Here is a 15,829-nt window from a genome sequence, read left to right as displayed (position 1 = left end):
ATAAAGACCTGACTAGCGCTGCATCCCCCAACGCCGAACGGTCACCCGCTCCAGGGTATTGAACACCAGCCCTTCCACCAACAGGCCGATCAAGATCACCACCGCCAAGCCGGCGAACACCTTGTCGGTGTACAGCTCATTACGGTTCTGGAAAATGTACCAGCCCAGCCCGCCCTTGCCGCTGCTGGCACCAAACACCAGTTCGGCAGCGATCAGCGTGCGCCAGGCAAACGCCCAGCCGATTTTCAAACCCGACAAGATCGACGGCAGCGCCGCCGGCACCAGGATGTGCAGCACCAGGCGCAAACCCTTCAGGCCATAGTTTCGCCCAGCCATGCGCAGCGTCTCGGACACGCCAAGAAAACCTGCATAGGTATTCAGCGCCAGCGCCCACAGCACCGAGTGCACCAGAACGAAGATCAGGCTGTTATCGCCCAGGCCAAACCAGAGCAGCGCCAGCGGCAGCAAGGCAATCGCCGGCAATGGGTTGAACATCGAGGTCAAGGTGCCGAGCAAGTCCCGGCCAAATTGGGTCGACACTGCCAGGCTAGTGAGGCCGAAGGCCAGCACGATGCCCAGCACGTAGCCCTTGAGCAGCACGATCAGCGAAACGCCGACCTTGGCCGGTAGCTCGCCGCTGAGCATGCCGTCCCACAGGGCAACAGCGGTTTGTAGAAAGCTCGGCAGCAGCAGGTCGTTATCGGTGTAGCGCGCTGCAATCTCCCACAGCAGCGCCAACACAATCAGGATCACCGTCTTGCGCAGCCAACCTTGCTGCCACAAGCGCTGGACCAGCGGCAGTTGGCGTTCCAGAGGCACACTGAGCAGCGGCTGCAGCTGCACCTCGTATTCCTGACGTGCAGGGGTAGTGGTCATGGCACGAGCTCCTGTCAGTAGGCGATGCGGATATCGTTGAAACCCAGGTCTGCGGTTTGTGCAGGCTCTTGGGCTTCATCGAACAGCAAACGGTGGATACGTCGAGCGCTGGCCTGGAAATCACTGGCGCCCAGGCTGCCCAGATCGTACTGGTGGCTATGCACCTCGGCGCGCACCCGCCCAGGGTGGGGCGAGAGCAGCAGGATGCGGTTGCCGACCACCAACGCCTCTTCGATGGAGTGAGTGACGAACAACAGGGTGAAACGCACCTCTTCCCACAACAGCAGCAGTTCTTCCTGCATCTTGCGCCGGGTCAGGGCATCGAGTGCGGCGAACGGCTCGTCCATCAACAGGATCTTCGGCTGGGTGGCCAGCGCCCGGGCAATCGCCACGCGCGCCTTCATGCCACCGGACAAGGTATGCGGATAGGCATCGGCAAACGCCGCCAGGCCCACTTTGTCCAGGTAATGCAAGGCGCGCTCCTCGGCTTCGGCGCGCTTGAGCTGGCCGGATACCAGCAGCGGAAACATGACGTTCTGCTTGACCGTCTTCCACGGCGGCAGCTGGTCGAACTCTTGGAACACCACGATACGGTCAGGGCCGGGGCCTTTGACCGGCTGGCCCTGCAGCAGGATCTGCCCTTCGGTTGGCTCGATAAAACCGGCCACGGCCTTGAGCAAGGTCGACTTGCCGCAACCGGACGGGCCAAGCAGGACGAAACGGTCAGCACGATCGACTTCGAAGCTGACCTGGTGAGTGGCGCGCACCACGCGTTGCGCGGTGCGGTATTCGAGGCTCAAGTTATCCACAGCGAGCAGCGCTGGCGTGGCGACACGGCTCAGGTTGCTGGCCGTGTGGCCTGGCAATGGGGCGGTCATTGGCAATCAGCTCCCCTGCAGTGGGCGTTGGTCCTGGAAGAAGTAGTCCTTCCACGATTCAGGCTTGTTCTTGATCGCGCCAACCCGGTAGAGGAATTCGGCCAGCGGGTAGGTGTTCTTCGGCGTGACGGTGAACTCGTACTGCGGGTTGTCGATCAGGCGGATCAGCGCGTCGCGGTCGATCTTGGCCTTGGTCACGCGGATGTAGGTGTCTGCCGCTGCAGCTTTGTCGTTCTGGGCGAACTCAGCCGCCTCGGCCAGGGCATCGACGAAGGCCTTGTAGGTCTTGGGGTTGTCCTTGCGGAATTTCTCGGTGGCGAACAGCAGGGTCGGCGAGTTGGGGCCGAGCAGGTCATAGCTGTTGAGCACCACGTGCACGTTCTTGTTGGCCAGCACCTGATCCTGGAACGGCGGATTGGAGAAGTGCCCGTTCAGCTCGGTACCGCCAGCCAGCAGTGCGGCGGTGGCATCCGGATGGGGGACGGCCAGGGTGTATTTGTCGAGGCGGTTGTATTCCTTGTCGCCCCACTGCTTGGCAGCGGCGTACTGGAGGAAGCGCGACTGCACCGACACGCCCACCGCCGGCACGGCGATGCGGTCTTTCTCGGACAGGTCGGCAATGGTCTTCACGTTAGGGTTGCTGCTGACCAGGTAGTACGGGAAGTTGCCGAGCGAAGCCACGGCCTTGACGTTCTGCCGGCCCTTGGTGCGATCCCAGACGGTGAGCAGTGGGCCGACACCAGCACCGGCGATATCCACCGAGCCCGACAGCAGTGCGTCGTTGATCGCCGCGCCACCGGACAACTGCGCCCAGTCGACTTCGATGTCGATGCCCTCGGCCTTGCCGTGTTTCTCGATCAGGTTCTGATCGCGGACCACGTTGAGCAGCAGGTAGACGATGCCGAACTGCTCGGCAATGCGGATCTTGCCTTCGGCCTGGGCCACAGTGGGTGCGGCCAAGGTACCGATGACCAGGCTGGCGCCCAGGCCGATGCTTGCCGCCAGGCGGCTGATGGATCTACGCATGATGAATTTCCTCAGTCGTCAGAACGGGGCATCGCCCTGGATAGTGGTACGGAACAACTTGCGCCGAAGATGCGCGGGGCAGCCGGTGGCAAGGTGGATCAACGAGCGGTTATCCCAGAACACCAGGTCGTGCGGCTGCCACTGGTGGCGGTAGATGTTCTGCTCGAGCACGCTCAACGCATACAACTGCTGCAGCACATCACGGCTCTCGTCTTGCGGCAGGCCGACGATACGGGTGGTGAAGCCTTCGCTGACGAACAGTGCCTTGCGGCCGTTTTCCGGGTGGGTGCGCACCACGGGGTGAATCACTTCCTGGACCTGCGCGAGCTGTTCGGCGGTCAGGGTCGGGCGCCAGTTGCCCTCGAATTTGGTTTCTGAGTAGCGTGCGGTGTAGGAATGCGCGGCGCTGCGGCCTTCGACCACCTTGCGCAGGGCTTCGGGCACTGCGTCCCAGGCTTTGTGCATGTCGGCGAACAGGGTGTCGCCGCCTTCACTGGGCAGCTCCTGGGCATGCAGCATCGAGCCCAGGCTTGGCAGTTCTTTATAGGACAGGTCCGAATGCCAGAACTTGCCGGCATCGCCCAGGCCGACGTTGCGACCGTCTTCGATGATGTTGGAGACGATCAGAATCTCGGGATGGCCCTGCAACAGGAACTGCTTGAGCACATGGATCTGCAGCTCGCCAAAGCGGCGGCTGAAGGCAATCTGCTGGTCGGGGGTGATGCGCTGGTCACGGAACACCAATACGTGGTGATCCAGGTGGGCGCGGTGAATACGGCTGAAGTCCTCGGCGTTGACCGGTTGGGCCAGGTCCAGGCCGATGATCTCGGCGCCGACGGCACCGGAGAACGGGCGAATTTCAAAGGATTGCGGCTGTGCGCTGTCGATGGCCGACAAGGCGTTAGAGGCGGCTGGCATTTCTCACTCCCACATAGTGCGCGGCATTCAGGGCGCGCATCGATCAGAAACGCACGGGGGACTCCCGTGTGGGTTCAAGTCGTGCGGCGCGCCGATTGGTCGGCAGGTACGCAGTGGGAGTGACTATAAAGGCATAAGAAAAATAATTTAAATACCTTTAAGAAATATAGATATGACTGGCCCAGCGTGTGTACGTCCAGCGGAAATGTCAGAAAAATCGCCGCACATCTGATAGCGTGCTGGCCATTTGAAATCTCACGTGGAGCGCTCCAGATGAAGGTGTTGTCGCTGTTCGGAACCCGGCCAGAAGCCATTAAAATGGCGCCATTGGTACAAACGCTCGCGGCGACCGAAGGCGTGCAAAGCATCGTTTGCAGCACCGGCCAGCACCGGCAGATGCTGGATCAGGTGCTGCAACTGTTCGAGGTACCTGTCGACCACGATCTGGATGTGATGGTGCCTGGGCAGACCCTCAATGGCCTGTTCGCCCGGCTGATGACGCGTATCGACAGTTTGCTCGATGACGTCCAGCCCGACTGCGTGCTGGTGCATGGCGATACCTCTACCGCTGCCGCTTGCTGCCTGGCGGCATTTCAGCGCGGCATTGCCATCGGCCACGTCGAAGCGGGCCTGCGCACCGGCAACATGAGCCAACCCTTCCCGGAAGAGATGAACCGCCGGGTGGTCGATGTGATGGGCCGCTGGCTGTTCGCGCCGACGGTCACCTCTCGCGACAACCTGCTCAAGGAAAACCTTCACGGCGAGATCTTCGTCACCGGCAACACGGTGATCGACGCCCTGGAGCTGACCGTGCAAAAGCTGGAACGCCAGCCGGCCATCGGCGAAGGCTTCGCCAGTCGCTATCCATGGCTGGATGCCAGCCGACGCCTGGTGCTGGTTACCGGCCATCGGCGAGAGAGTTTTGGCGAAGGCTTCCGCCAGATCTGCGCAGCCTTGGCCGAGCTTGCCGAGCGCGACGACATTCAGATCGTCTATCCGGTGCACCTCAACCCGCAGGTGCGCGGGGTAGTCATGCAGACCTTGGCCGACAAGCCCAACGTGCACCTGATCGAGCCGCTGGATTACCTTGAGTTCGTCTGGTTCATGCGCCGCGCGCACTTGATCCTGACCGACTCGGGGGGCGTTCAGGAAGAAGCACCGCACCTGGGTAAACCGGTACTGGTGATGCGTGACACCACTGAACGGCCGGAGGCGGTCGATGCCGGCACCGTGAGCCTGGTCGGCACCCGCAGCGAGCGCATCACCGCAGCGGTCAAGCGCTTCCTCGACGATGACCAGCTCTACCAGCAGGTAGCGCGCAGCGTGAACCCCTATGGTGATGGCCAAGCGAGCGGACGGATTGTCAATGCACTGACAGGTCGGCCATTTATGCCGTTCCTACCGCACTGATCGTCAGTAAGTGCGCCTCTATGCGTCATAAAAATGACATATATTGGCGCGACCTTGACCCATGTCGGAATTACCTTACAAAACGCAACAAAATATTGACATAGGCATATTGATATTAGAGAGTTGCGCCCCGCTGCATGAAGGCCCGCCGTCGATGTGAATCAGGGACCTGCAACACACTCCTGTCCTCCGATTGAATCTCTTCCTCCAGCACTGCCGGGCGGCTTGCCGCGCCGCGCGCGTACGCCATCGCGTACACCCTTTGGCCGACGCCAGAGGTTCTTGTGGACTTTTGCAGAGATAGATCGTTGATTCACATTCCTCGCCGCATGAAAAACACCCTGTGGATTGCCGCACTGAGCTCGCCGCTGGTCGCCCAAGCGACACCGGTCAGCGATGCCCTGCAAACGATTGCCGGCCAGGACCTGGTCAGCCGCAGCGTTTCGCTGGCAGACCTGGGTATCACCAATCCAGTGGTGCTGGATCAGGCTGACAATCGCCAGGCGTTCTTCCTGCCGGTACCCAAGGGCGTGGCCATCAGCGATGCGCGGCTGGAAATCAAAGGCGAGTTCATTCGCGGCGAGCAGCAACCTGCCACCCTGCGCATGTCGGTAGACGGTCTGCCACAAGTCGCTGAGCGGGTCACCCTCGGCTCTGGCGAGATCAGCCGCAGCCTGCGCGTAGACAGCGGTCGTCACGCCAACGGTTTTGTTAATTTCAGCCTCGACTGGAGCTCGCCGGTATCGGTGGATTTCTGCGCCCCGCCGCGGCCAACCGCCAACATTCTTACCCTGTCGCCAGAGACGCGCCTGAACTACCGCTTCTCGATGGCCTCGCTGAACAGCCTGGCCGATGCCTGGAGCACCCTGCCCGCTGAGCCGGTGATCCTGGTCGCCAGTGGCGCCCTTGAGCGCAACAGCTTCGACAGCGCCTGGCGGATGGGCGTAGCCCTGGAGCGCAGTGCGCGCCGGGCCAAGGTACGCGCCCTGCCCCAGGTGGGTGAACACGTCAGCCTGGAAGGTGTGCAGATTCCGGCCGGCCTGGGCCAGGTCCCGGCGTTCGCCGCGCTGGCCGGCAAACCTCAGCACACGCTGGGCTCGCCAGCCGAGTTGGGCGCCCTGCTGATGCTTGATGGTCAGGCCACCCACGCCGACATCGCCATTGCCGACTCCGCGCTGGTCAATCAAATCAATGCCGCGCTCGATGCCTTGGCCGCACAGCTGCAAGGCGATAACGAGGCCCTGGCCGCCCTGCAGCAATGGCGTAAGCAACGCGCCAGCCTCGCGGCCGGTGCAGTGCCAAGCCAACAGCTGCAACTGGCAAGCCTTGGCCGCCAGGCGCTGGTTGCGGTAGCCGCCGATGCCGGCGCCAAGGCCGCTGGCGTGCTCGACGCGCACTGGCGCAACGTACTGGTTTCGCCCTCGGCACACATCACCCGGGTAGGCGAGCCTCTGCGCAATGACAGCGGCAAACTGCGCCTGAGCACCTTGGGCGGCAACTACAGCAACTTCGACGTGGTCAGCCGTGGCGAATGGACGGCAACCTTCCCGCTCAGTGCAGTGTCGGTCGATGGCCGCATGCCTGGCGAGCTGACCTTCGACCTGGCCGCCGCACCGGGCGCCTCGCGCACCGCGCCAGTGGCCTCGGTGATCTGGAACAACGTTTTGCTCAACGCCATGCAGATGGATGCCGATGGCCAGCCCGAGCGCCTCACCGCGCGCGTTCCAGGCTATGCCTTGGGCGTGACCAACACCGTCCAAGTACGCTTCCAGCGCCAACCGGTTTCGCCGGAGTGCGCCGAGATCCCGCAGGGCTATCCGGTCAACGTATTGCCGACCAGCTACCTGACCTCGGCCGCTGCCGAGCCCGATGGCACCTTCATCGGTTTGCTGCCATTGCTGGCTGGCAAGTCGCAGCTGATCACCGACAAGTCCGCCCTGCAAACGCCGGTAGCGAGCCTGGGCAAGCTGATCCGCCTGGCCAGCGCCGCTTCGCTGTCGGCGGTGCAGGCTGAACTGGTCCTGGCCGAAGGCGGCGCCGTAACGCCAGCCAAACCGTTCCTGGCGGTTGACGTCGAACTGCCTGGGGCCAAGCCGCTGCTGGGCGTCGAGGAGCTCAAGCGCCTGCAAGCCCAGGGCGCTGAGCAACCCGCACTGGACCTGCAAGGCCCGCAACCTCTGGGCACGCTGTCGGTGGTCGACTCCAAAGGCCAGCACGGCGTGTTGTGGAGCAGCCTGGGCGACCGTTCGATGGTGCCGCAGGTGCCGTTCCTGCTGACCCAAGGCAATGCCGTGGTGGTTGGCGAGCAAGGCCCGCTGACCTGGGTGGACACCACCGATCCTGAGCTCAACCTCAACGGCACGCCGTTCCATCAGTGGCGCAAGCAGCTGGTGTGGGCGCTGCCGACCCTGGCTGGGGTCCTGTTGGTGCTGTTGCTGCTCGGTGTACTGGCACGTCACTTGCGCCTGAAGAACAAAGGCAAGTAACGGTAGGCGCGCGCAGACATGTCCTCTCTCTACTGGCCCTACCTGCTGGCTGACTACTACCACGTGCTGGAAGTAGTCACTGCCGCAGTCGGGATCCTGATCCTGCTATCCAGCCTCGATGACCTGTTCATCGACGCCTGGTACTGGGTGCGCCAGCTCTATCGCAAGCTGCTGATCCGGCGTAAACGCTATCAGCCGCTAACTGTCGAGCAACTGCGCGCCAAGCCCGAACAGCCTCTGGCGATCATGATCCCGGCGTGGCTGGAGTACGACGTGATCGCGCCGATGCTGGAGAACATGGTCGGCTCGCTCGACTACAAGAACTACTACATTTTCGTTGGCACCTACTGCAACGACCAGCGCACCATCGACGAAGTCGAGCGCATGCGCCGCCGCTATCGCCAGTTGGTGCGGGTAGAAGTGCCGCACGACGGCCCGACCTGCAAAGCCGACTGCCTGAACTGGATCATCCAGGCGATCTTCGCCCAGGATGCGCGCATGCCCGAGCCGTTTGCCGGGGTGATCCTGCATGACAGCGAAGACGTGCTGCACCGCCTGGAACTGCACTACTTCAACTACCTGTTGCCGCGCATCGACTTCATCCAGCTGCCGGTTACTTCGCTTGAGCGCGACTGGTACGAATTGGTCGCGGGCACCTACATGGATGAGTTCGCCGAGTGGCACACCAAGGATTTGGTGGTGCGCGAGAGCATGTCGCGGATGGTGCCGTCTGCTGGCGTCGGCACCTGTTTCTCGCGCAAGGCGCTGCTGGAGCTGTCGGCCGAGACCAACAACCAGCCGTTCAACACCGACACCCTGACCGAGGACTACGACATTGGCGCGCGCCTGGCGCGGCGCGGGATGAAGCAGATCTTCGGCAAGTTTCCGGTCGACTATGTGGCCAAGCGCACCACCTGGTTCGGCAACGGCAAGGACAAGATGGTGGCGATCCACATGCCACTGGGCGTGCGGGAGTACTTCCCTGACACCTTCCGCACCGCCTACCGGCAAAAGGCGCGCTGGACCCTGGGCATCGGCCTGCAGGGTTGGAGCCAGGTTGGCTGGGCCGGCTCGCTGGCCACCAAGTACCTGTTGTTCCGTGATCGCAAGGGTTTGATCACCTCGTTCATCGCCATCCTGGCCTACGTGCTGCTCGCCCAGCACTTGGTGTTCCTGGCGATCAGCGCCACCGGTCATTGGGACGTGTTCTTCCCCTCTGCCTTCTCGCCCAACAGCGGCCTGCTCGACCTGATGTGGGCCAACACCCTGGCGCTGAGCCTGCGCTTGCTACAGCGCGCCTACTTCGTCGGCCGCTTGTACGGCTGGGAACATGCGCTGCTGTCCGGGCCACGGATGATCATCGGCAACTTCATCAACGCCATGGCCGCAGCCCGGGCCTGGCGTCTGTACCTGGGGCATCTGTTCCTGGGCAAGGCGCTGGTGTGGGACAAGACCATGCACGACTTCCCCTCCTCCGACCAGCTGCAACAACAACGCCTGCGTCTGGGCGAGCTGTTGCTGTCGTGGCGCGCCATCGACGACACCATTCTGGCCAAGGCCCTGCAAGCCCAGGCCGATGAACACAAGCCGCTGGGGCAGATTCTGCTCGAACACGGCTATCTGGACGAAGACACCCTCAACGAGGCGATCCTGTTCCAGCGCGAGACCGGCGAGCCCGAACCCGTCAACGACTCACCGGCGCCGGCGCCAACTGCGAAGAAACAGGTCCTCGAACCGTCATGAATTCTGCTCGTCCTGCCTTCGCGCTGTTCAGCGCCCTGCTCTGCTGCGCCAGTATCTCGCCGGCTGCGGCCGCACCCGAGGTGCCGCTGCAAGGAGTGGCCTGGGAACAGGCCGACCAGGCCTATCGCAGCTATCAGGGCGGGCGCTATCGCGACGCCTTGCAACAGGTCGATGCAGCGCTGGCGCTGCGCCCAGACGTAGCCCGGCTGAACCTGCTCAAGGTCTATACCCTGCAGAAGCTAGGGCGGCGCAATGAAGCCCGACAGGCCGCGCAGCGCGCACTCAAGCGCGGCGTGCGCGACCCTGGCCTGCAAGCGGCGGTGGTCAATCTGCAAAGCAACCCCGGTGCCGGCAGCGGTCCAGCTACCTCAGCCGCTTACCAGAAGGGCTTCCCGCTCGCGACCAAGGCCTATGCAGCCTACAACGCAGGCGACATGCCTGCCGCCGAGCGCGATGCCGAACGGGCCTTTCGTACCGATCCAAGCCAAGGTCCCTGGGCGTTGCTCTGGCTGGACAGCCTGGAAGCCCAGCAGCGCTGGCCGCAAGCAGCCGAGGCGGCGGGCACCGCCATCGCCTTGGGCGCACCCAATACCAGCGACCTCGAAGCCCGCCGCCAGACCCTCAAGCGGCGGATGGCTGTGCGCCCGGCCGAGCAGGCCTACCAGGCCCTGATTGCCAACCGCCCAGGTGACGCTGTACCGCTGGCGCGTGAAGCCGTCAGCCTGGCACCGGACATCTCCAGCCACCGCCTGTTGCTGGTCACCGTGCTGCTGCTCGACAACCAGCCGGCCGCTGCCGAACAGGCAGCCAACGACGCCCTTGAAGTCGATGACGAAAGCACCGTGATGCTGGTCATGCGCGCTTACCTGCGTCAGTTCCAGGGCAAGGCGCAAGTGGCCAACGACGACTTCGACGCTGCCATGGCCCAGGACTGGCTCGACGAAGAGCAGCTGCGCAACGTGAGGCTGATCGCCATCGACGCGGCACTGGCCGCCGGTGACTCGGCCCGCGCCCAAGCCCTGCTGACGCCGCTGGATGCCAACGACGAAGCGGTGGCCCGACGCTTACAAACGTTGCACGACGACCGCCGCCCTAGCGCCGCATTGAACCTGAGCAACTACCCAGCGCCACGCCAGTCCTGCCAGGACACCCCTTACGGCACCCAGTGCGAGCTGCTCCCGGCCGATGCCGGCGGCGCCGCTGGGCCAGCCAGCGAAGCCTACGCGGCCTATGCGCGGCAGGATTACCAGGAGGCGATCCGCCAGGCACGCAAGGCCACTGAACAAGACCCGGACAACCTGGAGTTTCAACGCCTGCTGACCACCGCCCTGGCAGCGGGCAACGACCAGCAAGCCGCGGAAGCTGAACAGCGTCTGAGCGACGCAATTGCGCGCACCCCAAGCGATGCCGAGCTATTGATGCAGCGTGGCTATTTGCGCATGCGCACCGCCCAGCCGGCCCGCGCCCGGGAAGACTTCCGCGCCGCGCGCGACACCGGCAAGGCACCTAAAACGGTCATCCTCGACGAGGCGTATGCGTTGTCATCGATGGGCGACAAGCCCGCCGCCGTGCGCAAGCTCAAGCACGCCATCGACATGGATGACCACGGCACGCTCGATCTGAACGATGAGCAGCGCTACAACACCCGTAGCGCCATCACCGGTTTCGACCGCGAATGGGGCGCCACGGTGACCACCAGCTACCGTGGCGCGCGGCCCAGCACCACCATTGCCAACGCCGGGCAGAGTTCGGCGGGTGATTCGGTCGTCAGCACTGCCGAGCTGTATTGGCGGCCTAGCCAGTTCAATGACCAGAACGGGGTTCTGGAAGTTTACGGGCGGCTGTCCAATACCCTGTGGGACGAAGGCGGCAAGTTCAAATCGCAAGGCGCGATCGACCCGTGCAGCAAGGCTTCGTTGCCCGATGGCGGCTCCAGTGACTCGAAATCGGTCAGTGGATTCCCCAGCACCATTGGCTCCCTGGGCGTTCGCTATTTGCTTTCCGATACTGGCTTTACCTTCGGCCTGGAGCGGCGTTTCCTGATTGGTTCTGCGACCCGGGAAGGCACGGCTAACCCGGCCAAGAACAGTGACCGTTGTGATATTCAGCAGGCGATTGCGGCTGAAAACGAGGCGCGGCCCGTTGATGATCGCATTAACGGCGCCTTGCTGAACTACAAGCTCAAGGACGGCGCTGGTGGTTGGCTGGCCTACGCCACCTACGGTTTCTACCGTGGCACCGACCTGCGCATGAACGAGACCAGTTGGTGGACAGTGGACGCCTACTCACAGCTGGGCTACTCGCTGGAAGACAACTCCGCGAGCTACACCCTGTACGACGTCGACAACCAAGGCTCGAAGACCGACAAACTGGCCGAAGCCAACGGGCGCCTGAAGCGTGAGCAGCTGTTCCTCAGCAATGAAATCCGTCTTGGCCGGAGTTTCCGCGTCGCCGGGCTCTCTCCACACTTTGTGGTGTTCCCACACATTGTCGGTGCCGCCGACGTGATCTGGCAAAAGGACCAGGCCACTGACCTGCATGGCGCCAGCGGTGAGCTGGCCTCTGTACTGGAAAACAAACGCTACTCCCTGACCCGCGACCAAGGCTCCTGGTCGATGGCCGCAGGCCCCGGCATCGGTCTGCGCTACTGGTTCCGCGAAGACCATTACCACACACCCCGCTCCTATCTCGATTGGACGGCCCAGTACCGCTTCGCCATCGGCGGCGGTGCCACCGAACGGGCTGAAGGCCTGTTCATGAACCTGACATTGTCATATTGAGGACCCCACACATGCTGTCGCTTCCTCTGTTCACTGTTTCATGCAAACGCCTGGCTAGCGCCTTGCTCGCCGTCAGCCTCGGCTGCGCCGCAATCGACGCCCAGGCCGATGACTCTTCCATCGTCATCCAAGGCAAGGATGGCTGGTTGTTCCCTGGCTGGGGCAGCCTTACCGAAGTCGACAGCCGTGGCATCGAAGCCTCCACCGCGTTGATCAAGGATGCCCAGCAGGCGCTGGCCGCGCGTGGCGTGCACTTGCAAGTGCTGGTATTGCCGGACAAGACCCGCTTCTACCAGGACAAGCTGCCCGCAGGCAAAACCCTCAGCGCGCAAGTCCAACAGCGGTATCAGAGCATTCTCGCCAGCCTGCACAAGGCCGGCATCAGTGCCCTGGACGACGCAGCGGTACTCGAGCAGGTGCGCCAGGGCGGCAAGGACGTGTTCTACCGCACCGACCAACACTGGACCCAAGTGGCCGCCGACGCCACCGCCCAGGCCACCGCCGAGCAGATCAAGCGCGATGTGCCTGCGCTCAAGGGCAGCGCTGGCAGCGGCATGACCCTGGGTAGCGAGTTCAAGGAACGTCGTTTTGGTGACCTGGCCGAACGCTTCCTGACCCCCGAACAGCGCAAGCAAACTGGCCGGGAGACCTTCACCGTGCGCCGCCAAGCGGCGGCCACCGGCCTGCTCGACAGCGCCCCGGCGCCAGTGCATGTCACCGGCCACAGCATGGTCCAGCCGTACTTCGGTTTCCCGCAAAAGCTCTCCAACAGTGTCGATCGACCGGTTTCGGTGAACTGGAAGCCGGGCAACGTCGGCCAGTGGATCATGCTCCTGGAGTACCTGGAGTCGGCCGACTTCAAGAACAACCCGCCGCAAGTGCTGGTCTGGCAGATGTTCGAGCCGACCTACGCGCAAGGCCCGCAGGCCAGCGGCCTGTGGGACAACGCCTCGATCATGAGCGCCGACGCCTGGCGCCAGCGCCTGCGCAGCGCCCTCGGACGTTGATGCATGGCTGAGCGAGACCCGGCCGCTGCGCCCTCGCACCGCCGCTATGCCGCTGCGGTGATCGCCTTGCTGCTGCTCGCCCAGGCTTGCGGCTTGTGGCTGCTGTACAACGGCAAGCTCGACCCTGCGCGGCTGAAACCCTCGGCATGGTTGGACGGTGACGCCGGCAAGGCGCTCGGCGAAGCGCTGCAACCGAAGTTGCAGGACAACGCCGATACCTTGAGCGCCGCCGTGCGCTATCGCCTGCTGGGCGATCTTGGCGCGCAGGTGGTACAGGGCTGCCCGGGCTGGCTGTTCTATCGCGACGGCCTGCGCGCGCAACCTGGTACAAGCGGGGCCTACGAGGCGCGCCTGCGCCTGATGCGTCATTGGAGCGGGCAGTTGCGTGAACAGGGCCTGCAGGTGCTGCTGGTGGCAGTGCCAGACAAGGCGCGGATCGAAACCCACGCCCTGTGTGGCCTGCAGCAGTCGGCACAGATGCAGGCGCGATTGGGCCAATGGCAGGCCAGCCTGGCCGAAGCCGGTGTGGCCTATGTCGACCTCGCTACGGCACTGGCCGCAGGCGCCGAGCAGGCGCCGCGGTTCTTCCGCACCGACGTCCACCTCAATGCCGTCGGCGCCCAAGCCGCTGCCGATGCCGTAGCCGCCGCTGCCCTGCCGCTGCTTGGCGGCAAACGCGAGCAACAGTTCGACAGCAGCGGCGCCGGCCCAGCCCAACCACGCATGGGCGACCTGATCACCTTGGCCGGCCTGGAGCACGCTGCGGCGGCCTGGCGGCCAGCACTAGACCAGGAACAGCCCGAGCAGATCGTACCGCGCCGTGGCGGTGGCCTGCTTGACGACACGCCAGCGGTGCAAGTGCTCCTGGTCGGCAGCTCGAATGGCCGGCGCAGCGCCTTTGGCGAGCGGCTGGGCCGCAACCTCGGCCAACAGGTGTGGAACCAGAGCCTGGATGGCGGGCAGTTCTGCGGCGCCTTGCTGGCTGCACTGCACAAGCGTGAGCGTTGGCCGCGCACGCTCAAGCTGGTGATCTGGGAGTTTTCCGAAAGCGCCCTGTCGCTGCCGCTAACCGCCGATGAACGCGCCGTGCTGGCCACGCTACCGGCTTGCGAGGCTGAGCATGCTCTTTAACTCATACCTGTTCTTGCTGTTGTTCCTGCCGCTGACCCTGGCCGCGCACTACCTGATCGCCGCTCGCAGCCTGCGCGGCGCCGCGTTGTGGCTGTGCTTCACCTCGATCGTGTTCTATGGCTGGTGGAACCCGCAGTTCGTGTTGCTGTTGATCGGCTCGATCGCCTTCAACTACCTGGTCAGCCTGGCGATCCTCGGCGCAGCTGGGCGCACCCGCCTGCAACTGCTGATCACCACCCTAGGGGTCGGTGCGGACCTGGCCTTGCTGTTCCACTACAAGTACTTCGTCACCCTGGTCAACTTTGCCCAGGACTGGGGCTTGGCTGGCACGCGCCTGGACGACATCATCTTGCCGCTGGGGATTTCGTTCTTCACCTTCACCCAGATCGGCTACCTGCTCGACTGTCGTGCCGGCATCGTCAAGGAGCGCAGTCTGCTCAGCTACGTGCTGTTCGTGACCTTCTTCCCGCACCTGATCGCCGGGCCGATCCTCCATCACAAGGAGATGATGCCGCAGTTCGCCAAACCGGATAACTACCGCTTCCGCGCCGAAAACCTCAGCGTCGGCGGCATGCTGTTCATCATCGGCCTGGCCAAGAAAGTGCTGCTCGCCGACCCCATCGCGCCCTATGCCGATGCCGGTTTTGCCGAGCCTGGCACGCTGGGTTTGTGGGCCGCCTGGGGCACCGGGATCGCCTACGCGCTGCAGCTGTATTTCGATTTTTCCGGATACTCCGACATGGCCCTGGGCCTGGCCAAGATGTTCGGCATCCGCTTCCCGCTGAACTTCAATTCGCCGTACAAGGCCAGCAACATCATCGACTTCTGGTCGCGCTGGCACATGACCCTGACCCGCTACCTGACCGCCTACCTGTACTACCCGGTGGCCATGGCCGTGTCCGACTGGCGCAGCAAGCGGGGGCTGCCGGTCGGCACCCAGGGCGCGGCCACCGCAGGCGGCTTTGCCGCTGCCATCGTGCTGCCGACCGCCTTCACCATGGGCCTGGCTGGCATCTGGCACGGCGCCGGTTTGCAGTTCCTGATCTTTGGCCTGCTGCATGCCGCTTACCTGTCGATCAACCATGCCTGGCGGATTTTCGTGGTGGCCCGCAACAAGGCCAGCAAGAGCCGCTTGAAGACTGCGGGCTGCGTACTGCTGACCTTCGCCGCAGTCATCGTCGCCCAGGCTTTCTTCCGCGCCGAGTCGACTCACGACGCTGTGCTACTGGTTGAAGGCATGTTCGGCCTGCGTGGCCTGGGCAGCCTGCCAGAGGCCGTGTATCCGACTGCAATCGCCTGGGGCGATGCCTGGCGCATGCTGCTCGGCCGCCACCTGGAGGCGCTGCATATCCTCGCGGTGCTGGCAGTGGCGTGGTTCCTGCCCAACTCACAGCAGATCATGGGCGGCTTCTCGCCGTCGCTGGCCCGCGTACAACTGGATGGCCCCGCCGCATTGCGCTGGGCACCGAACCTCAAATGGCTGGTGATCATGGCGCTGCTGCTGGTGCTGTGCCTGATCAACCTGCACAAGGAAGCGCGCTTCCTGTACTTCCAATTCTGACTTTCCCGGAGTG

The 15,829-nt window shown here is 63.7% G+C and carries 10 protein-coding genes and 1 pseudogene; 7 read left to right on the top strand and 4 right to left on the bottom strand.

Annotation, left to right across the window (positions count from 1 at the left end; genetic code table 11):
- Window positions 1–12: 12 nt before the first annotated feature.
- Genes AAZU54_RS24445 through AAZU54_RS24430 form a run of 4 tightly spaced genes read right to left on the bottom strand, consistent with a single transcriptional unit; the run spans window position 13 to window position 3,698 of the window.
- Window positions 13–876, bottom strand: a complete 864-nt coding sequence (locus AAZU54_RS24445; protein WP_186555811.1) for an ABC transporter permease — start codon at window positions 874–876, stop codon at window positions 13–15.
- A gap of 14 nt (window positions 877–890) precedes the next feature.
- Complete coding sequence (locus AAZU54_RS24440; RefSeq protein ID WP_312153889.1) at window positions 891–1,754, bottom strand: ABC transporter ATP-binding protein; 864 nt, start codon at window positions 1,752–1,754, stop codon at window positions 891–893.
- Between the two features lie 6 nt (window positions 1,755–1,760).
- Entirely contained in the window at window positions 1,761–2,780 is a 1,020-nt protein-coding gene (locus tag AAZU54_RS24435) for an ABC transporter substrate-binding protein (RefSeq protein ID WP_405129940.1), read from the bottom strand.
- An 18-nt stretch (window positions 2,781–2,798) separates the two neighbouring features.
- The gene (locus AAZU54_RS24430; RefSeq protein ID WP_434727779.1) at window positions 2,799–3,698 is read right to left on the bottom strand and encodes a TauD/TfdA dioxygenase family protein; all 900 of its coding nucleotides are present in this window, start codon (window positions 3,696–3,698) and stop codon (window positions 2,799–2,801) included.
- 273 nt (window positions 3,699–3,971) lie between these two features.
- Between AAZU54_RS24430 and wecB the strand changes: the two genes are divergently transcribed.
- From wecB to AAZU54_RS24395, 7 genes and pseudogenes are all read left to right on the top strand, one after another.
- Window positions 3,972–5,108 (top strand): non-hydrolyzing UDP-N-acetylglucosamine 2-epimerase, encoded by a 1,137-nt coding sequence (wecB, locus tag AAZU54_RS24425; RefSeq protein WP_186555807.1) that lies wholly within the window; start codon window positions 3,972–3,974, stop codon window positions 5,106–5,108.
- Between the two features lie 308 nt (window positions 5,109–5,416).
- Window positions 5,417–7,594, top strand: a complete 2,178-nt coding sequence (locus AAZU54_RS24420) for a hypothetical protein (RefSeq protein WP_434727778.1) — start codon at window positions 5,417–5,419, stop codon at window positions 7,592–7,594.
- Window positions 7,595–7,612: 18 nt separating this feature from the next.
- Window positions 7,613–9,259: pseudogene (locus AAZU54_RS24415) on the top strand (glycosyl transferase family protein); the annotation flags it as partial.
- A gap of 74 nt (window positions 9,260–9,333) precedes the next feature.
- The gene (locus tag AAZU54_RS24410) at window positions 9,334–12,117 is read left to right on the top strand and encodes an NfrA family protein (RefSeq protein ID WP_434727777.1); all 2,784 of its coding nucleotides are present in this window, start codon (window positions 9,334–9,336) and stop codon (window positions 12,115–12,117) included.
- 11 nt (window positions 12,118–12,128) lie between these two features.
- Complete coding sequence (locus AAZU54_RS24405; protein ID WP_434727776.1) at window positions 12,129–13,124, top strand: alginate O-acetyltransferase AlgX-related protein; 996 nt, start codon at window positions 12,129–12,131, stop codon at window positions 13,122–13,124.
- Between the two features lie 3 nt (window positions 13,125–13,127).
- Window positions 13,128–14,255: an alginate O-acetyltransferase AlgX-related protein gene (locus tag AAZU54_RS24400; RefSeq protein ID WP_434727775.1), complete on the top strand. Its 1,128-nt coding sequence runs from the start codon at window positions 13,128–13,130 to the stop codon at window positions 14,253–14,255.
- Window positions 14,245–15,816, top strand: a complete 1,572-nt coding sequence (locus tag AAZU54_RS24395) for an MBOAT family O-acyltransferase (RefSeq protein WP_434727774.1) — start codon at window positions 14,245–14,247, stop codon at window positions 15,814–15,816. The genes AAZU54_RS24400 and AAZU54_RS24395 overlap by 11 nt, the downstream gene beginning before the upstream one ends.
- The last annotated feature ends 13 nt before the right edge of the window (window positions 15,817–15,829 follow it).

It is taken from the genome of Pseudomonas sp. Je.1.5.c (genome assembly GCF_051129895.1).
GTDB classification, from domain to species: domain Bacteria; phylum Pseudomonadota; class Gammaproteobacteria; order Pseudomonadales; family Pseudomonadaceae; genus Aquipseudomonas; species Aquipseudomonas urmiensis.
Note: the sequence above shows the minus strand (reverse complement) of the source record. Positions and strands in the feature narration are given on the sequence as shown.